We start from the raw sequence: 16,778 nt of genomic DNA, 5'->3' as shown, positions 1-16,778 counted from the left end.
ATGAGCAACGGCAACGGCGGCGCGACCGCAAACCAGAACGGCGGCTCGACTCGCGACAAGGTGCGCGGGGCAGTCGGCGACATCGGCGACAATCCGGTCGCGCTGGTCGCGGGCGGAGTCGCGCTGGGCGTGTTGATCGGAATGCTGATTCCGCGAGCCGCCAAGGAACGCGAATTGCTCGATCCGGTCGGCCGCAAGCTGGCGGACCGGGCGTCGTCGGTGGCGAAAGCCGCCAAGGAGGCCGGCAAGCAGGAGATCGACGCACTGCTCCCCGGCAAGGACGCGACCAAGGAGCGTGTCTCGGCGCTGTTCGGCAGCGTCGTCAATGCCGCAAAGGAAGCCGCGCGAAACTGAGCAGGCGCGGGCGAAGAATGGGATACGGCATAGTTCGGGGTTGAGCCGGCGGGCGGCGAGCCGTTAAGGGGCGCCCAACGGTTCTTCCCAGGAGTAAACATGAGCAAGCTGCATCTCGTCTTCGGAGGCCGCGTCAGCGATCCCCAGACGCTCGATTTCCAGGACCCGTCGAAGCTCGATGTGGTCGGCATCTTTCCCGATTATGCGAGCGCCGAAAAGGCATGGCGCGCCGCGGCACAGCGCACCGTCGACGATGCCGAGATGAAATATGTGGTGGTCCACCTCCACCGCCTGCTCGAGCCCGAGCTGGGCTGAGCCGGCCTCCGTTGCGATCTGTTGCGATAGGTCGGAAACACTTCCAACTCGTTCGCCCTGAGCTTGTCGAAGGGCCGTCTTTAGTCGGCCCAGCGCTTCAGGTGTGCTTCGACGAGCTCAGCACGGAGCAGGTTAAGTGATGCCTTACGCCCGCCGCCAGCGCCAGAGCAGCAGCGGCCGCGCCAGCAGAAGCCCCGCGATGAACCCGCCCACGTGCGCCGCGGCTGCCACCGCCACGCCGGTCGCAAGGAAAGCATAGCCGATCGCCAGGTTGATCGCAGCCCAGGCGGCGGCAAGCCACAGCACGTGCACAACCTGCGCCGGGATCGGCCCCAGCGGCTTGGCGCGCGAGCGGCCGAACAATAGCGAATAGGCGCCCACCACGGCCGACGCGGCGCCGCTCGCGCCTACCATCGGGACGATCGAATCCGGGTCGGGAAGCCACTGCGCGATCGCCGCGGCATAGGCACCGACGACGTAGAGAATCGCAATTCCCTTGGCTCCAAGCGCGCGCTCCACATGCTGGCCGGTGAAGCCGAGCATCACCATGTTCATGCCCAGATGCAGCACGCCGGCGTGGATCAGCGCGCAGGAGAGCGGCGTGAGCCATACCGGCACCGCCGCGAAATCGGTATCGATCCCGCTCAGCCGCGCGGGAATGAACCCCGCGCGCATGCTCGCTTCATACAGGTTCCAGCCGAATTCGGCGGCAAGGCTGACCGCCACCGTCACCAGCACCAGGACGGCAGTCGCCGAGAGGCGGCGCATCTCGGGCCTCAGATGAATTCGATCCGCGAGACCAGATAATAGCGATCGCCCGCCGGCACCGAAACTTCGACCTCATCATCGACCTTGCGGCCGATCAGCGCACGGCCGAGCGGTGAGTTGTACGAGATGCGGCCCTTGTTCGCATCCGCCTCGGTCTGGCCCACGATCTGGTACTTGATCGGCTTCTCGTCTTCATCGAGCAGCGTCACGGTCGCGCCGAACACGATCTTGTCGCCCGAAAGATCCTTGGGATCGATGATCTGGGCGCGCGAAAGCTTGTCCTCGATGTCCGCGATCGATGCCTCGATCTGGCCCTGGCGCTCCTTGGCGGCGTGATATTCGGCGTTCTCCGAAAGATCACCATGCGCACGCGCCTCCTCGATCGCATCCACGATCTGCGGGCGCTCGGCTTTCAGGGCCTTGAGCTGCTCGTTGAGCTTCTCATAGCCTTCCTGCAGCATCGGCATCTTTTCGACCGTCGCCATAACTCAGTCGTCCTTCGTAAACGCCCCCGAGATCAGCCGTCCCACATTCGAGACGCCCGCACATTAACACCGATTGGGGAGATCAATTGTGCGAATGCGAATTGTAAGGTCGCACCGGACAAGTTTCAAGCGGCTCGGGAGGGCGTTCGACCGCCCTCCCCCAAAGCCCACCGTGCTCAACGTTCGGCGTAGAAGGCCTGGAGCGGCTTCACGTCGAGCGCGCGCGAACCCAACGCCTCGATGGCCTGCGCCGCGGCGATGCTCGCCTGGGCGGTGGTGAAATAAGGGATCTTGAGCCCCAGCGCCGAGCGGCGGATATCCGACGAGTCCTTCAGCGACTGCCAGCCCTCGGTGGTGTTGAAGATGATCGCCACCTCGCCGTCGACGATCTTGTCGACGATGTGCGGCCGCCCCTGCGCCACCTTGTTGACGCGCTCGACGGTGAGCCCCTGCTCCACCAGATAGTCAGCGGTGCCGCCGGTCGCGACGATCGAGAAGCCCATCTCCGCCATCAGCTTCACACCCGGCAGGATGATCGGCTTGTCGGTGTCCTTGACGCTCACGAACAGCGTGCCCGAGCTCGGCAGCGTCACCCCAGCTCCCATCTGCGCCTTGGCGAAAGATGTGGCAAAATCGCTATCGATTCCCATTACTTCACCCGTGCTTTTCATTTCAGGTGAGAGCACCGGGTCGACTCCGGGGAAGCGATTAAACGGGAACACCGCTTCCTTGACCGCGATATAGTCGATGTCGCGGTCGATCTTGGGCAGGTCCTTCAGCTTCTCGCCCGCCATCACCCGGCTCGCGATCTTGGCGATGGGCGCGCCGATCGCCTTGGCGACGAAGGGCACGGTGCGGCTCGCGCGGGGATTGACCTCGATCAGATAGACAATGCCGTCCTGGACCGCGAACTGGATGTTCATCAGCCCCTTCACCTTGAGCGCGCGCGCCAGCGCGTGCGTCTGGCGCTCGATCTCGGCGATGATCTCCGCCGGCAGGCTGTAGGGCGGGATCGAGCAGGCGCTGTCGCCCGAATGAACCCCCGCCTCCTCGATGTGCTGGAGCACGCCGGCCACGACCACATCATCGCCGTCCGCGATCGCATCGACGTCCACTTCGATCGCGTCGCGCAGATACTGGTCGATCAGCACCGGCGAATCGCCCGAAACCTGCACCGCGGTCTGGATATAGTCGTCCAGCTGCTGGACGGTATCGACGATCTCCATCGCCCGCCCGCCGAGCACATAGCTCGGGCGCATCAGCACCGGGAAACCGATCCGCTCGGCCGCCGCCACTGCCTCGTCGCGGCTGCGCGCGAGGCCATTGGCAGGCTGCTTTAGGTCGAGCTTCGCCACCAGCGCTGCGAAGCGCTCGCGGTCCTCGGCCAGGTCGATCGCGTCGGGCGAAGTGCCCAGGATCGGGATCCCCGCATCCTCCAGCGCCTTCGCCAGGTTGAGCGGCGTCTGCCCGCCGAACTGGACGATCACGCCCACCAGCTCGCCCTTCTGCTGCTCGACATGCAGGATCTCCAGCACGTCCTCGGCAGTCAGCGGCTCGAAATAGAGCCGGTCGCTGGTGTCATAGTCGGTGCTCACCGTCTCCGGGTTGCAGTTGACCATGATCGTCTCATAGCCCGCGTCGGCCAGCGCGAAACAGGCGTGGCAGCAGCAATAGTCGAACTCGATCCCCTGCCCGATCCGGTTGGGCCCGCCGCCCAGGATCACGATCTTGCGGCGCCCGCTCGGCTGGCTCTCGTCCTCGGGCTCGCCGAAGCTCGGCGCCTCATAGGTCGAGTACATGTACGGCGTCTTGGCTTCGAACTCGGCCGCGCAGGTGTCGATCCGCTTGAACACCGGCCGCACGCCCAACCGGTGACGGTGCCTGCGCACCTCGGCCTCGGTAATGCCGCCGGTCATCGCCTTGGCTACATCGTGGATCAGCCCCGATCCGCGCGCGATCGGCCGCTCCATATCCTTGTGGAGGTTGGCCGATTTGAGCGCGAGGTAGGCGAGCCGCTTGTCGGAGAAGCCCATCGCCTTCAGCCGGCGCATCCCCGCGGCATCCTGCGGCAGACCGTGGCTGCACACCTGCTCCTCGGCGTCGATGATCTCGGCGATCCGCTCGATGAACCAGGGGTCATACTGGGCGATCGCGCACACCTCTGCGACCGTGAAGCCTTCGCGCAGCGCCTGGGCGGCGATCAGCAGCCGATCGGGCGAGCGGATCGCCAGCGCGGCCTCGATCTCGGCACGCGGCGCGCCGACCAGCTTGTCGACCTGGTTGAAGCCCGAAAGCCCCGTCTCGAGCCCGCGCAGCGCCTTCTGCATCGATTCGTGGATCGAGCGGCCGATCGCCATCACTTCGCCCACCGACTTCATCGCGGTGCCCAGCACCGCCTCGGCGCCCTTGAACTTCTCGAAGGCAAACCGGGGTATCTTGGTGACGACGTAATCGATCGTCGGCTCGAAGCTCGCGGGCGTGGCGCCGGTGATGTCGTTGGTGATCTCGTCGAGCGTGTAGCCCACCGCCAGCTTGGCCGCGACCTTGGCGATCGGGAAGCCGGTCGCCTTTGACGCGAGCGCCGACGAACGGCTCACGCGCGGGTTCATCTCGATCACGATCAGCCGGCCATCCTTCGGATTGACTGCGAACTGCACGTTCGAACCACCTGTTTCTACGCCGATTTCCCTAAGGACCGCGATCGATGCATTGCGCATGATCTGATATTCCTTGTCGGTCAGCGTCAGCGCCGGCGCGACGGTGATCGAGTCGCCGGTGTGCGTGCCCATCGCGTCGACATTCTCGATCGAGCAGATGATGATGCAATTGTCCGCGCGGTCGCGGACGACTTCCATCTCATATTCCTTCCAGCCGAGCAGCGATTCCTCGATCAGCACTTCCTTGGTCGGCGACAGGTCGAGCCCGTTGCGGACGATGCTCAGGAATTCCTCGCGGTTATAGGCGATGCCGCCGCCGGTGCCGCCCAGCGTGAAGCTGGGGCGGATGATCGCGGGCAGCCCCACCTTGTCGAGCGCCGCGAGCGCATCGGCCTCGCTGTGCGCGATCGCCGAGCGCGCGCTCTCGAGCCCGATTTTGTCCATCGCCGCCTTGAACTTCTGGCGGTCCTCGGCCTTGTCGATCGCCTCGGCATTGGCGCCGATCATCGTCACGCCGAACTTCTCCAGCGTGCCGTCCTGCGCCAATGCGAGCGCGGTGTTGAGCGCGGTCTGACCGCCCATCGTCGGGAGCACCGCGTCGGGGCGCTCCTTCTCGATGATCTTGGCGACGATCGCGGGGGTGATCGGCTCGACATAGGTCGCGTCGGCCAGCTCGGGATCGGTCATGATCGTCGCCGGGTTCGAATTGACCAGGACGATGCGATAGCCCTCTTCCTTCAGCGCCTTGATTGCCTGCGTGCCCGAATAATCGAACTCGCACGCCTGACCGATGACGATCGGCCCCGCGCCGATGACGAGGATGGAGGAGATGTCGGTGCGTTTGGGCATTATTTTTCTCTCGGAGCCTCTTCGTTGCCCACAAAGCCGAGCTTCATCGGGACGGCGCTTTCGCGTAGTTGTTTCAGAACGCAGTCGACCTGCTCATATTTCGCTTTGGGCGATGGCTGGAACTGAACCTGCTCTCCACCGAGATGCTTCAACCACTTCTGCGGCGTCCGGCATGTATCCGACATCGCATCGAGTTGCGCCTGGGTGACCTCAATAATGGGTTTGTGTTCCGGCTCAGAGGCCTGCAGCGCCAATGCAAGCAACAGGATCACCGCGACGGGTCCGCCATCATCCCGACGAACCGCTCGAACAAGTACAGGCTGTCCTGCGGTCCCGGGCTGGCCTCGGGGTGGTATTGCACGGCGAACACCGGCTTGTCGGTCAGCTCGAACCCGCAGTTGGACCCGTCGAACAGCGACACATGCGTCTCGCGCGCGTTCGCCGGCAGCGTGTCGCTCAGCACCGCGAAGCCGTGGTTCATGCTGGTGATCTCGACGCGCGAATCCTCCAGCCGCTTGACCGGATGGTTGGCGCCGCGGTGCCCCTGGAACATCTTGCTCGTCTGCGCGCCCACCGCGAGCGCGAGCAGCTGGTGCCCCAGGCAGATGCCGAACACCGGCTTGCCGCTGTCGATCATCTCGCGGATCACCGGCACGGCATATTCGGCGGTCGCGGCGGGATCGCCGGGGCCGTTGGAGAGGAAGAAGCCGTCGGGGTTGAACGACATCGCCTGCTCGAACGTCGCCGTCGCCGGCAGCACCGTCACATCGGCGCCCGCACGGACGAGATTGCGGAAGATGTTGCGCTTCGAGCCATAGTCGATCGCTACGACGTGGGGCCTGGCACGTCCCGTCCCGCTTGCGGGAGGGGAATGAGGGGTGGGCGCCCGCTCACCACCAGCGATATCGTCTGAAGATGCCGGGCGCCCACCCCCGGCCCCTCCCGCAAGCGGGAGGGGAGTTTCAGGCGTCTCATACCCCAGCCCCAGCCGCCACACGCCGTCCTTCCACCCATAATGCGTCTCGCACGACACGGTGATCGCCAGGTCCATGCCCTCGAGCCCCGGCCATTCCTGCGCCATCTTGAGCAGCAGCGGGATGTCGAACTTGCCGTCCTTCGAATGCGCGATCACACCGTTGGGCGCACCGCCCAGCCGGATGCGCCGCGTGAGCGCACGCGTGTCGATCCCCGAAAGCCCCACGCGCTCGTGCTTCTTCATCCAGGTGTCGAGATGCTCGACCGCGCGGAAGTTGCTCGGCTCGGTCACGTCCTCGCGCACGATCATGCCCAGCGCGTGCGGGTCCTCGGCCTCCACGTCGTCCGGATTGGCGCCGACGTTGCCGATATGGGGAAACGTGAAGTTGATGATCTGCCCGGCAAAGCTCGGGTCGGTCATGATTTCCTGATAGCCGGTCATCGCGGTGTGGAAGCACACTTCGCCCACCGCCTGCCCCTCGGCGCCGAATCCCCTTCCCCACACCACATCTCCCGATGCGAGCACCAATACGCCGGTGGCTCCTTCAGGCACGGTGGGCACGCGTGGGGGTTTGGCTTCGGCCATTTAAGGGTGGCGCTCCAATAGAGGTTGCTGCGATGTCGCTAAGTGGTGGCGGCTAGACCCCTGTCCGCCCCGCGTCAACCGGTTCCCCGATGCCGCGGCATCGGCTAGGGCTGATCGCTTTCCGATTATCGAGAGAGACCATGATTCGCGACGACATCAAGGCCGCGCAGATCGAAGCCATGAAGGCCGGCGACAAGACCACCCGGGCAGCCATCAGCCTGATCCAGAGCGCGATCAAGAACCGCGACATCGAAGAGCGCACCAAGGCGCAGCCGACCGAGGACGATGCGCTGGTCGTCGACGTGCTCCAGAAGATGGTCAAGCAGCGCCGCGAATCGATCGAGATGTATGTGAAGGGCGGCCGCCAGGAGCTCGCCGACGCCGAGGCAGCCGAAGTCGCGGTGATCGAGCGCTTCCTGCCCCAGCAGATGAGCGAGGAAGAGACCATGGCCGCCATCGAGGCGATCAAGGCCGAGCTCGGCGCGAGTGGCATGAAGGACATGGGCCGCGTGATGGCCGAGCTGAAGGCGCGCCACGCGACCACGCTGGACATGAGCAAGGCCAGCGGGCTGGTGAAGGCGGCGCTTTCATGAGCTCCGGCACCCTGCCTCCCCTCCCGCTTGCGGGAGGGGATTGAGGGGTGGGCGCCCGCTCTCCACGAGAAAATCCGGGCGGGAAAAACCCCTCTAATCCCGCGCATTTCCGGCTGGATAGGCCGACCGAACGGGCACGCGCCCTGCGCAATGAACCTACCGCCGCAGAAGAGTTGCTCTGGTCGAAGCTGCGCCGATCGCAGCTCGGCGGCCTGAAGTTCACTCGGCAGCTTCCAGTCGCAGGCCATTTCGGCGACTTGGCCTGCCGCAACGCGAAGCTGATCGTCGAGCTCGACGGCAGCCAGCATGTGGAGAATGCGCGCGCGGATACCGAACGAACCCGCCACATCGAAGCAGAAGGTTACCGCGTAATCCGCTTCTGGAACAATGATCTGACGTCGAACATGGAGGGGGTGCTCCAGGCCATCCTCGAGGCCGCTTTGCCCGGCGGTGAACGGGCGCCCACCCCCCAGCCCCCTCCCGCAAGCGGGAGGGGGAGCAGAAGCGGCGCCCCTCGCCAACGCCGCAGCAAGAGCGACGACGTCACAACTGGCGCTTCCCCTCCCGCGTGCGGGAGGGGGCTGGGGGGTGGGCGCCCGGTCTCCACGGGCGACGATGGCACGGGCAAAGCCCCATGACTCTCACCCCCCAATTCCTCGACGAGCTCCGCGCCCGCACCCTGCTCTCAGGGCTCGTCGCCAAGACCGTGAAGCTCCAGCGCGCCAGCCGCGAGTTCCGCGCCTGCTGCCCGTTCCATAACGAGAAGACCCCGAGCTTCTACGTCAACGACGACAAGGGCTTCTATCACTGCTTCGGCTGCGGCGCGCATGGGGACGCGATCCGCTGGCTGACCGATCAGCAGGGCCTGCCCTTCATCGATGCGGTCAAGGAACTCGCCCAGGCCGCGGGCATGGAGATGCCCGAGCAGGACCGCCGCGCCGCCGAGAAGGCCGAGCGCGCCAAGGGGCTGCACGAGGCGATGGCGGATGCCGCGAGCTGGTTCACCGAGCGACTGAACGGGATCGAGGGTGCCGAGGCGCGCGCCGTGCTCAAGAAGCGCGGAATCCCGGAAGAGACCGCCCGCGCCTTCGGCCTCGGCTTCGCGCCCGACTCGCGCGGCAAGCTCAAAGAAGCGCTCAAGGCTTATGGCGACGCGATGCTCGTCGAAGCGGGCCTGCTGATCGCCATCGACGACAAGGAGCCCTACGACCGGTTCCGCGGCCGGCTGATGATCCCGATCCGCGACGCCCGCGGCCGCACGATCGCGTTCGGGGGCCGCATCATCGGCGACGGCGAGCCCAAATACCTCAACTCGCCCGAGACTCCGCTCTTCGACAAGGGCCGCACGCTCTACAATCTCGATCGGGCGCAGGCTGCCGCGCGCAAGGCTGGGCGGATCATCGCGGTCGAGGGCTATATGGACGTGATCGCGCTCGCCCAGGCGGGGTTCGGCGAGGCAGTCGCGCCCCTGGGCACGGCGCTCACCGAAGCCCAGCTCGAGCGGCTGTGGCGAATGGCCGACGTTCCCCTGCTCTGCTTCGACGGCGACGCCGCGGGGCAGAAAGCCGCGCTCCGTGCCGCGCATCGCGCCCTCCCCTTGCTCCAGCCCGGCCGCAGCCTCGCGTTCGTGACGCTCGCGGATGGCATGGATCCCGACGATCTGGTGCGCACCAAGGGGGCGGCCGCATTCGAAGCGCTGCTCAAGACGCCGCAGCCGCTGGTCGACCGGCTATGGCAGGCTGAGATCGCCGCCGAGCCGCTCGATACCCCCGAGCAGCGCGCCGGGCTGAAGCGCCGGCTGGGGGCGCTGGCGGACAGCATCGGCGACGCCAATGTGAAGCACGAATATCTGGCGGAGTTCCGCGCGCGCACCGACGCGCATTTCGGCCGCGGGCCGCGCAGCTTCGAGGGAAGACCACAGCGCGGCGCTCCTGCCGCGCGGGGCAAGCGCGATCGCCGCGGCATCTGGCAGCCACCCGAGCCGCCGCCGTCGGCCACCGCGCGCAGCCTCGGCAGCGGCGGGCTCGACCCGATCCTCGCCAAGGCAGTGCTCGCCGGGCTGATCCGCCATCCGGCCGAAATCGCCCGCCACATGGAGGTTCTGGGGTCGCTCCGCAGCGCCTCGGGCGCGCTCGGCAAGCTGTTCGAGGCTGTGATCGCGGTGGCGATCGAGGACCGGCAGCTTGATAGCGGCAAAGTGCTTACCATATTGGCGCAATCTGGATTCGATCAGGTGGCAAGCGACCTCCTCAGGGCCGATACGCTTCCCTTCTCCTTCACGCGGCCGCGTGCCGATGCGGAGAGGGCATGCGAGGACCTTGGCGAGGCGATAGCGGTGATGGTGGCGCAGCCGGCGGTAGACGCGGCGCTCGCCGAGGCCACCCGGTGGGCTGATGTCGACGATGCGGCTTTTGCTCGGCAACAGACGTTGTTGCAGCAACGCCGCGCGCTCGATCAACGGCTTGCGAATCTGATGCTTGCGGATGAAGACGATTTCGAGGAATAGGGCGGCGTATAATAGCCGCCATTGGATTTTCGAGGGATTTGATGGCCAAGGCGAACATGGCGGACGTCACCGAGACGAATGAGGCGGGTGACGCGCCGCTGATCGACCTCAACGAGGGAACGATCAAGAAGCTCATCGCGCGAGCGAAGAAGCGCGGCTACATCACCGTCGACCAGCTCAACGAGATGCTCCCGCAGGACCAGATGTCCTCCGAGCAGATCGAGGACATCATGTCCGCGATCAACGACATGGGTATCAATGTCGTCGAGAATGAGGATGTGGGCGAGGATGCCGAGCCCGAGGACGAGGTCGAGGAAGTCGACGCGTCCGACAGCCAGGACGATTCTGCCCCCGCCTTCGAGGCCGCCAAGAAGAAGGAAACGGTCGACCGCACCGATGATCCGGTGCGCATGTACCTGCGCGAGATGGGCGCGGTCGAGCTGCTCAGCCGCGAAGGCGAGATCGCGATCGCCAAGCGCATCGAGGCCGGCCGCGACACGATGATCCTGGGCCTGTGCGAGTCGCCGATCACCTTCAACGCGATCATCGGCTGGTCCAACGCGCTCAACGAAGGCACGATGCAGCTGCGCGAGATCCTCGATCTCGACGCGATGCTCTCCAAGGGCCCCTCGGCCGAGCAGGTCGAAGGCGCCGAGGACGACGATTCGGGCGAGATCAGCGAGAAGACCGCCGGCGCCAGCTTCAAGGAAGAAGAAGAGCCCGAGGAAGTCGCCGAGGACGAGGACGAGGATTCGATGACCGAGCGCCGCGCCCCGCGGATCTCGGACGACGAGGAGGAGGACAACACCCTCAGCCTCGCGCAGATGGAGGAGACGCTCAAGCCGCAGGCGCTCGAGAAGTTCGCCAACATCACCTCGATCTACAAAAAATTCTCCAAGACCCAGCAGCAGCGGCTCGACGCGATGGCGGCGGGCGGCGAGCTGCCCGCGGCCGAGGAGAAGAAGTACCAGAAGCTGCGCGAGGAGCTCACCGCCGAAGTCGAGAGCGTCCAGTTCCACCAGGCGAAGATCGAGTATCTCGTCGACCAGCTCTACGCCTTCAACCGGCGCCTCACTGCGCTCGGCGGCCAGATGCTGCGCCTCGCCGAGCGGCACAAGGTGTCGCGGAAAGACTTCCTCGATCGCTATGTCGACAATGAGCTCGACGAGCAGTGGCTCCAGTCGGTCGCGGGGCTCGACAAGAAGTGGAAGGCCTTCGCCGAGATCGAGGCAGGCGCAGTCGACCGCATCCGCAGCGAGATCGCCGAGATCAGCCAGCAGACCGGCATGGCACTCGGAGAGTTTCGCCGCATCGTCAACATGGTCCAGAAGGGCGAGCGCGAGGCGCGCATCGCCAAGAAGGAAATGGTCGAGGCGAACCTGCGCCTGGTGATCTCGATCGCCAAGAAATACACCAACCGCGGGCTGCAGTTCCTGGATCTCATCCAGGAGGGCAACATCGGCCTGATGAAGGCGGTGGACAAGTTCGAGTACCGCCGCGGCTACAAGTTCAGCACCTACGCGACGTGGTGGATCCGCCAGGCGATCACCCGCTCGATCGCGGACCAGGCGCGCACGATCCGTATCCCGGTCCACATGATCGAGACGATCAACAAGCTGGTGCGCACCTCCCGCCAGTTCCTCCACGAGCAGGGCCGCGAGCCCACACCCGAGGAAATGGCCGAGCGCCTGAGCATGCCGCTCGAGAAGGTGCGCAAGGTGATGAAGATCGCCAAGGAGCCGATCAGCCTCGAAACGCCGATCGGCGACGAGGAAGACAGCCATCTGGGCGATTTCATCGAGGACAAGAACGCCGTGATCCCGGTCGATGCGGCGATCCAGGCGAACCTCAAGGAGACGGTCACCCGCGTGCTGGCCAGCCTCACCCCGCGCGAGGAGCGCGTGCTGCGCATGCGCTTCGGCATCGGCATGAACACCGATCACACGCTCGAGGAAGTCGGCCAGCAGTTCTCGGTCACCCGCGAGCGTATCCGCCAGATCGAGGCCAAGGCGCTTCGGAAGCTCAAGCACCCGAGCCGCAGCCGCAAGATGCGCTCGTTCCTCGATCAGTGACATTTTTTTTGACGGAACCGGGAACCTCCTTGGGCCCGGTCCGTTGATGTCTTTCCAAAGGACGTAAAATTCTTTTGGATATGAAGCACTTCAAGAGATTGAAGCGACTTTCAGGAGCCCTGACGTCTTCGGACGCCGGGGCTTTCTGCTTATGGGGCGGCGGTTTGGGCGGCGGCCGAGGCGCTGCGCCGGAACAGCGCGGCGGCTGCGAGCCATCCCGCGATGAACATCGCGCTCAGCACCAGCACGCCCAGCGGCCCCTTCGGATCGTCTCGCACGGTCGACGGTGCAGTGGCGATCACCATCGCCAGCATCGCCTGCACGCCCGCCACTGCGACCATCGCGCGCGCCATCCCCTCCGCGCGGAACCGCGCGGTGAAGGCACAGGCCGCCGCGGTCACCACCACGCCGAAGAAGCTCAGATTGACCGGATTGTCCTCGCTGCCGACGATCCCCACCGCCAGGTTCATCCATATCTGCAGCAGCGCCGTGCCCACCGCCACGGCGGTGCCGGCACGCCAGGCGCCGGTTCCCCTGTTGCTCACCATCTTCGAACCTCCGTCGCAATCAACGCCGCCCTGCCCGATCCGGCGCTGGACGGCATGAGCAAGCGGTGAGCTTTTGGTGAGGAATGCCCCTCAGGCCGCCTGCGGAACCAGCGCGTGCCTCGGGGCACCAGCCGCAGCGACATCGCGAAGCGCCGCGATGCAGCGCGCGCGAGTCTGCGAGGGAAGCTCGTCGAACAGTTCGCGATACCAGCCGGCGAAGCGCCCGAGCTCGGCGATGCCCCAGCGGTTCGCAATGACGGTGACCGTGCACAGCACTTCCTTCTCCGTCGCCAGATCGCGCCGGATGCGGTTCAGGCGGAGCTTGCGGACGAAGGACTGGGGCGTCTCAGAGAGCACTTCGCCAAAGGCACGATAGAGCGTGCTCTGCGAGGCAAAGGCGGCACGGGCGATGGCGCGGATCGTCAACGGCCCTTCCAGATGCGCGAGAATATATTCCTGCGCCCGCGCCACGATCCGGCCGTAGCCCCGCAGCTCGCGCCCGCCGGGTGCGCGCGGCGCGCGGGCAAGCGCTGCGATCATGCTCTCCAGGGCATCCCGGCCGGCCACTGATGACAGGCCGGGCGATCTGCCGGCGCGGTGCAGCCTGCGGAATTCGCGCCCCGCGGCGGCAAGCGAGTTCCCGTGCACCTTATTGACCGCGACGCCCGATCCGCCGAGTTGCCGGGGATCGAGCACCAGATCCATCTCCGCGGCGATTTCCTCGAGCCGATCGAAGCTCAGCGTAGCGCATAGATAGATCGAGCCGGGCGTGTAGAATCCGTTATGCGGATCCCCTGGCCGGAACACGCCTATAGCCCCGGTGCTCACTTCGCCGAGCCATTGGCGCGATCCGGGGCCAAGATAGATTCCGAGCCCCAGCGTGACCCTCTCTTCGGACAGAGGACCGGAAAGCGTAACCTGCCCCCCGATATGGCCGCTGCTGTAGGTGATGTCGTCGCTGGCCGCGAAAAGCAGGCTACCATTCATGCCCCCTGCCGAGAGTTGCGTCGCCTCCAGCCCCGCGCCGAGCACTGCGTCCTTCAGATCCTCGATGCAGGTTACCGGAACACGGTCCCAGCGATCACCCGACGGCGTGATTACCATGCGAAACTCCGGCCCCCCCGGGGTTTCAACCGATCAGAGCGCACCGATGCGGTTTGCTCAGACGCGCGGCATTGTTTGGCGATGCCGATTTCAATGGATGTGTTTGATTTCCCCTTTGAACGTAGAAGTTACTAGGGAACAATTCTTAGGCTAACTATCGGGGTATACCCTGAGACGCCCTACTCGCCCGGAGCAGGGGTGCCCCTGCACGCGCGTGGCTCGCTTTTTCCAGCTTTTCATGCGCGTGAAGCACTTATGCCATGCGTTTGAGAATATCTGCATAGCCTGCGGGGTGGCGATGCCTATGCTGTACTTTTCGCGAGCCGGTCGGCTGCTTGCAGCCCGTCCGGGCGCGCACGAGTTCCAGTGCCCGAAGTCCAATTCTTTTGTGTGTGGGGACAGCGTGTCATGGCATCAGCAATCGGACGACATAGCCATCACTTCCACGCAGGCAGCTGCGACGGTGAAAGACTGTCGCCATTCTGCCCGGGCAAGGAAAATCTCGAATCTGCCGTCCTTCGCGCCGAAGAGGAGGAGCGCCGGCGCATCGCCCGCGAGATCCACGACGTGGCGCTTCAGGAACTGGTCGTGATCCAGTTCGGCATCGCGTCGATAAGGGAGGACCTTGCCGACAGGAGCGACATCGAGGCGATTTGCCGAAACCTGCAGGTTTCGGTCTCCACCATTCAGCACGATCTCCGCACGCTCAGCTATGTGCTCCATCCGCCCGAACTGAGCAGAGAAGGCCTGTCGTTCGCGCTCCGCACCTTCGTTGAGGGGTTCAGCCGCAGAACCGGTCTTACCATCCGCTACGCCGACGCGCTGGGGGACGACCGTCTCGATCCGGAAGTCGAGATCGCGCTCTATCGGGTGGCGCGCGAGGCGCTGTTCAACATCGCCCGCCACGCACGCGCAAGCGAGGCCGAGGTGAGCCTGGTCCGCACCGTGCACAGGCTCACCCTGACCGTGCGCGACAACGGGATCGGCATTCGCGAGCCCCTGACCAGCTCCGCAAAGGCCGGGTCCGCCGGCGTCGGCCTCGCTAGCATGCGCGAGCGCATGGCCGCGCTGGATGGAACGCTGGCGATACGCCGGCTCGCACAGGGAACGCTCGTGCGGGCACAGGTGCCGCTCCAGCCGATACGGTGGGATTGACCCGGCGCGCCCGGCGGCGGCTGCAAATCGATTTACGCCCCTCGCACCCACGCCTCACGCTTCGTGGTGCAGATAACGCTCGCTGAAGTCGCCCACTTCGGCCAGTCGCCCCCAATCGAGCACCGTCAGCTTGGCCGCCGAGAGGTTCACCAGCCCTTCCCTGCGCAGTGCCTGGAGCGTGCGGTTGGTGTGCACCGAGGTGAGCCCGGTAGCGTCGGCGAGCTGCTCCTGCGTGAAGGGGAAATCGCACGCCGGCTCGGTGCACACGCCTGAGGCTCGCAGGCGGACGATCAGTTCGCACAGCAGGTGGGCGATGCGCGCCCTGGCGTCCCGACGCCCGACGTTGACGACCCATTCGCGGAAGATCGACGCGTCGATCAGCGTGTCCAGCCACACCGCCTCGGCAACCTGTGGGCGCGCGGCGATCAGCTGCACCAGCGCGGTCTTGGGTACCATCACGACTTCGGTCCGTCCCAGGCTCTGCACATTATGGTCGGCGATCGGCAGAAGCGCGTTCTGGAGGTCCACGAACTCGCCGGGTATGTGGATCGAGATGATCTGGCGCGCGCCGTTGCTCACCAGCTTCTGGCGATAGGCGAAGCCGCTGAGGAGCAAATGGCAATTTGCGGTCGGCTCGCCTTCGCGAACCAGATAGGCGTCCCGATTGAACGTCCTGCGCGTGTGCGGCAGCGCCAGTATCGCCCTGCGATCCTCGTCCGTCAGCGCAGCGCGCCGCTCCCACCTCTGCACAAGCGGGGCGAGAAGGAGCGAAGGATTCAACGAAGCGCCTCGTCAGGAATGAACCGTTTGACCTAGCCCCAGCGCCGCACTTGTTCCTTCACCAATGCTAGGCACGATATGCTTAACCTGGTTTACTCGCGCATCCCGTCCAGCCGCTCCTCGCGGATATGGAGGTAGCGCGGGTTGAAATCCGCCACGTCGCGCATCCGCTGCCAGTGCGGAAAGCGGATCGCCCGGCGGTTGCGCTCGATCAGTCCTTCGGCCTCCAGCGCCTTGAGCACGCGGTTGACGTGCACCGGGGTCAGGCCGGTGGCATCGGCGAGCTGCTCCTGCGTCATCGGCAGCTCATACGCGTCCTCGGGCTCGAAGCCCTGCGCGCTGAGCCGGATGGCGAATTCGCAGAGCATGTGCGCGATCCGGCTGCGCGAATCCCGGCGCCCGATGTTGAGCGTCCATTCGCGGAATATCGATGCTTCCACCAGCGTGGTGATCAGGATCGCGCGGCCGACTCCCGGGCGGGCGAGGGCCAGCTCCTCGAACGCCTGCCGTGGCACCTCGGCGACCTGCCCCTGCGTGAGCATCTGCACGTTGTGATCGGCCTCGTTCAGGAACATATTCTGGAAATCGACCGCTTCGCCGGGAATGTGGAGCGCCAGGATCTGGCGCGCGCCGTCGCCGGTCAGCTTGTGCCGGAACGCATAGCCCGAAAGCAGCACCGCGCACCGCTCGGGCAGATCGCCTTCGCGGAGAAGATAGGATTGCGCATCCACGGTCCGCAGCCGGTGGGGAAGATCGAGCACACCCTGCCGATCAGCATCCGACAAGGCATGATGGGTTTCCAGCTTCCGGACGAGAAGCCGGAGCGGATGTCCGTCGATCCCGGTCATTTCGATCTCCCGCAGATTGGGGGCGGGAGCACGAAACCTCTCTCAGTCGCCAACGCCCGAACGGTTAGTCGGCTGGCGATATGTCACCTTAACATTTGGTGGCTGGGAATACTAAATTTGAATCAAGTTCATGAGCATAAACATGGATTTGAATAGCCGAGAAACCCTTCCAGCGGCCAAGCC

The 16,778-nt window shown here is 65.3% G+C and carries 16 protein-coding genes; 7 read left to right on the top strand and 9 right to left on the bottom strand.

Annotated features, from left to right (window positions below; translation table 11 throughout):
* Window positions 1-354, top strand: a complete 354-nt coding sequence (locus tag ACMGDH_RS17360) for a hypothetical protein (RefSeq protein ID WP_436829240.1) — start codon at window positions 1-3, stop codon at window positions 352-354.
* A 99-nt stretch (window positions 355-453) separates the two neighbouring features.
* On the top strand, window positions 454-669 hold the full coding sequence (locus ACMGDH_RS17355) for a DUF4170 domain-containing protein (protein ID WP_436829239.1): 216 nt from the start codon (window positions 454-456) through the stop codon (window positions 667-669).
* Between the two features lie 144 nt (window positions 670-813).
* Here ACMGDH_RS17355 and ACMGDH_RS17350 read toward each other — a convergent pair whose 3' ends face one another.
* The 5 genes from ACMGDH_RS17350 to carA all read right to left on the bottom strand — a co-directional run bounded on the left by ACMGDH_RS17350 (window position 814) and on the right by carA (window position 6,989).
* Entirely contained in the window at window positions 814-1,437 is a 624-nt protein-coding gene (locus ACMGDH_RS17350) for a rhomboid family intramembrane serine protease (protein ID WP_436829238.1), read from the bottom strand.
* Between the two features lie 8 nt (window positions 1,438-1,445).
* On the bottom strand, window positions 1,446-1,922 hold the full coding sequence (gene greA, locus ACMGDH_RS17345) for a transcription elongation factor GreA (protein ID WP_436829237.1): 477 nt from the start codon (window positions 1,920-1,922) through the stop codon (window positions 1,446-1,448).
* A 176-nt stretch (window positions 1,923-2,098) separates the two neighbouring features.
* Complete coding sequence (carB, locus tag ACMGDH_RS17340) at window positions 2,099-5,428, bottom strand: carbamoyl-phosphate synthase large subunit (RefSeq protein ID WP_436829236.1); 3,330 nt, start codon at window positions 5,426-5,428, stop codon at window positions 2,099-2,101.
* Complete coding sequence (locus ACMGDH_RS17335; RefSeq protein WP_436829235.1) at window positions 5,428-5,700, bottom strand: hypothetical protein; 273 nt, start codon at window positions 5,698-5,700, stop codon at window positions 5,428-5,430. The genes carB and ACMGDH_RS17335 overlap by 1 nt, the downstream gene beginning before the upstream one ends.
* Window positions 5,697-6,989, bottom strand: a complete 1,293-nt coding sequence (gene carA / locus ACMGDH_RS17330; protein ID WP_436829234.1) for a glutamine-hydrolyzing carbamoyl-phosphate synthase small subunit — start codon at window positions 6,987-6,989, stop codon at window positions 5,697-5,699. The genes ACMGDH_RS17335 and carA overlap by 4 nt, the downstream gene beginning before the upstream one ends.
* Before the next feature lie 140 nt (window positions 6,990-7,129).
* On the opposite strand from carA, the gene ACMGDH_RS17325 reads away from it, so the two are divergent.
* Genes ACMGDH_RS17325 through rpoD form a run of 4 tightly spaced genes read left to right on the top strand, consistent with a single transcriptional unit; the run spans window position 7,130 to window position 12,160 of the window.
* A complete protein-coding gene (locus ACMGDH_RS17325; RefSeq protein WP_436829233.1) occupies window positions 7,130-7,582 on the top strand; it encodes a GatB/YqeY domain-containing protein in 453 nt (150 codons plus the stop codon).
* A 47-nt stretch (window positions 7,583-7,629) separates the two neighbouring features.
* A complete protein-coding gene (locus tag ACMGDH_RS17320) occupies window positions 7,630-8,220 on the top strand; it encodes an endonuclease domain-containing protein (protein WP_436829232.1) in 591 nt (196 codons plus the stop codon).
* Window positions 8,217-10,088, top strand: coding sequence for a DNA primase (gene dnaG / locus ACMGDH_RS17315; RefSeq protein ID WP_436829231.1), 1,872 nt, complete (start codon window positions 8,217-8,219; stop codon window positions 10,086-10,088). The genes ACMGDH_RS17320 and dnaG overlap by 4 nt, the downstream gene beginning before the upstream one ends.
* A 41-nt stretch (window positions 10,089-10,129) precedes the next feature.
* Window positions 10,130-12,160, top strand: coding sequence for an RNA polymerase sigma factor RpoD (gene rpoD, locus ACMGDH_RS17310; RefSeq protein ID WP_436829230.1), 2,031 nt, complete (start codon window positions 10,130-10,132; stop codon window positions 12,158-12,160).
* 149 nt (window positions 12,161-12,309) lie between these two features.
* On the opposite strand, the gene ACMGDH_RS17305 is transcribed toward rpoD, so the two are convergent.
* Window positions 12,310-12,708: a hypothetical protein gene (locus tag ACMGDH_RS17305; protein WP_436829229.1), complete on the bottom strand. Its 399-nt coding sequence runs from the start codon at window positions 12,706-12,708 to the stop codon at window positions 12,310-12,312.
* 90 nt (window positions 12,709-12,798) lie between these two features.
* Entirely contained in the window at window positions 12,799-13,812 is a 1,014-nt protein-coding gene (locus tag ACMGDH_RS17300) for a helix-turn-helix domain-containing protein (protein ID WP_436829228.1), read from the bottom strand.
* 408 nt (window positions 13,813-14,220) lie between these two features.
* Here ACMGDH_RS17300 and ACMGDH_RS17295 point away from each other — a divergent pair, with 408 nt between their 5' ends.
* A complete protein-coding gene (locus ACMGDH_RS17295) occupies window positions 14,221-14,967 on the top strand; it encodes a sensor histidine kinase (protein WP_436829227.1) in 747 nt (248 codons plus the stop codon).
* Window positions 14,968-15,021: 54 nt separating this feature from the next.
* Here ACMGDH_RS17295 and ACMGDH_RS17290 read toward each other — a convergent pair whose 3' ends face one another.
* The gene (locus tag ACMGDH_RS17290; protein WP_436829226.1) at window positions 15,022-15,747 is read right to left on the bottom strand and encodes a Crp/Fnr family transcriptional regulator; all 726 of its coding nucleotides are present in this window, start codon (window positions 15,745-15,747) and stop codon (window positions 15,022-15,024) included.
* Between the two features lie 92 nt (window positions 15,748-15,839).
* Window positions 15,840-16,595 (bottom strand): Crp/Fnr family transcriptional regulator, encoded by a 756-nt coding sequence (locus ACMGDH_RS17285; protein ID WP_436829225.1) that lies wholly within the window; start codon window positions 16,593-16,595, stop codon window positions 15,840-15,842.
* Between the last annotated feature and the right edge of the window lie 183 nt (window positions 16,596-16,778).

The organism is Sphingomonas radicis, assembly GCF_051400635.1.
Classification (GTDB): Bacteria; Pseudomonadota; Alphaproteobacteria; order Sphingomonadales; family Sphingomonadaceae; genus Sphingomonas.
Note: the sequence above shows the minus strand (reverse complement) of the source record. Positions and strands in the feature narration are given on the sequence as shown.

What these genes read in the sequence shown, in the direction of transcription:
- carB (WP_436829236.1), bottom strand. Translation starts at nt 5,428, where the DNA reads ATGCCCAAACGCACCGACATCTCCTCCATCCTCGTCATCGGCGCGGGG.
- rpoD (WP_436829230.1), top strand. Translation starts at nt 10,130, where the DNA reads ATGGCCAAGGCGAACATGGCGGACGTCACCGAGACGAATGAGGCGGGT.
- ACMGDH_RS17295 (WP_436829227.1), top strand. Translation starts at nt 14,221, where the DNA reads ATGGCATCAGCAATCGGACGACATAGCCATCACTTCCACGCAGGCAGC.
- ACMGDH_RS17305 (WP_436829229.1), bottom strand. Translation starts at nt 12,708, where the DNA reads ATGGTGAGCAACAGGGGAACCGGCGCCTGGCGTGCCGGCACCGCCGTG.
- ACMGDH_RS17285 (WP_436829225.1), bottom strand. Translation starts at nt 16,595, where the DNA reads ATGACCGGGATCGACGGACATCCGCTCCGGCTTCTCGTCCGGAAGCTG.
- ACMGDH_RS17360 (WP_436829240.1), top strand. Translation starts at nt 1, where the DNA reads ATGAGCAACGGCAACGGCGGCGCGACCGCAAACCAGAACGGCGGCTCG.
- ACMGDH_RS17325 (WP_436829233.1), top strand. Translation starts at nt 7,130, where the DNA reads ATGATTCGCGACGACATCAAGGCCGCGCAGATCGAAGCCATGAAGGCC.
- ACMGDH_RS17350 (WP_436829238.1), bottom strand. Translation starts at nt 1,437, where the DNA reads ATGCGCCGCCTCTCGGCGACTGCCGTCCTGGTGCTGGTGACGGTGGCG.
- carA (WP_436829234.1), bottom strand. Translation starts at nt 6,989, where the DNA reads ATGGCCGAAGCCAAACCCCCACGCGTGCCCACCGTGCCTGAAGGAGCC.
- ACMGDH_RS17300 (WP_436829228.1), bottom strand. Translation starts at nt 13,812, where the DNA reads ATGGTAATCACGCCGTCGGGTGATCGCTGGGACCGTGTTCCGGTAACC.
- ACMGDH_RS17355 (WP_436829239.1), top strand. Translation starts at nt 454, where the DNA reads ATGAGCAAGCTGCATCTCGTCTTCGGAGGCCGCGTCAGCGATCCCCAG.
- greA (WP_436829237.1), bottom strand. Translation starts at nt 1,922, where the DNA reads ATGGCGACGGTCGAAAAGATGCCGATGCTGCAGGAAGGCTATGAGAAG.
- dnaG (WP_436829231.1), top strand. Translation starts at nt 8,217, where the DNA reads ATGACTCTCACCCCCCAATTCCTCGACGAGCTCCGCGCCCGCACCCTG.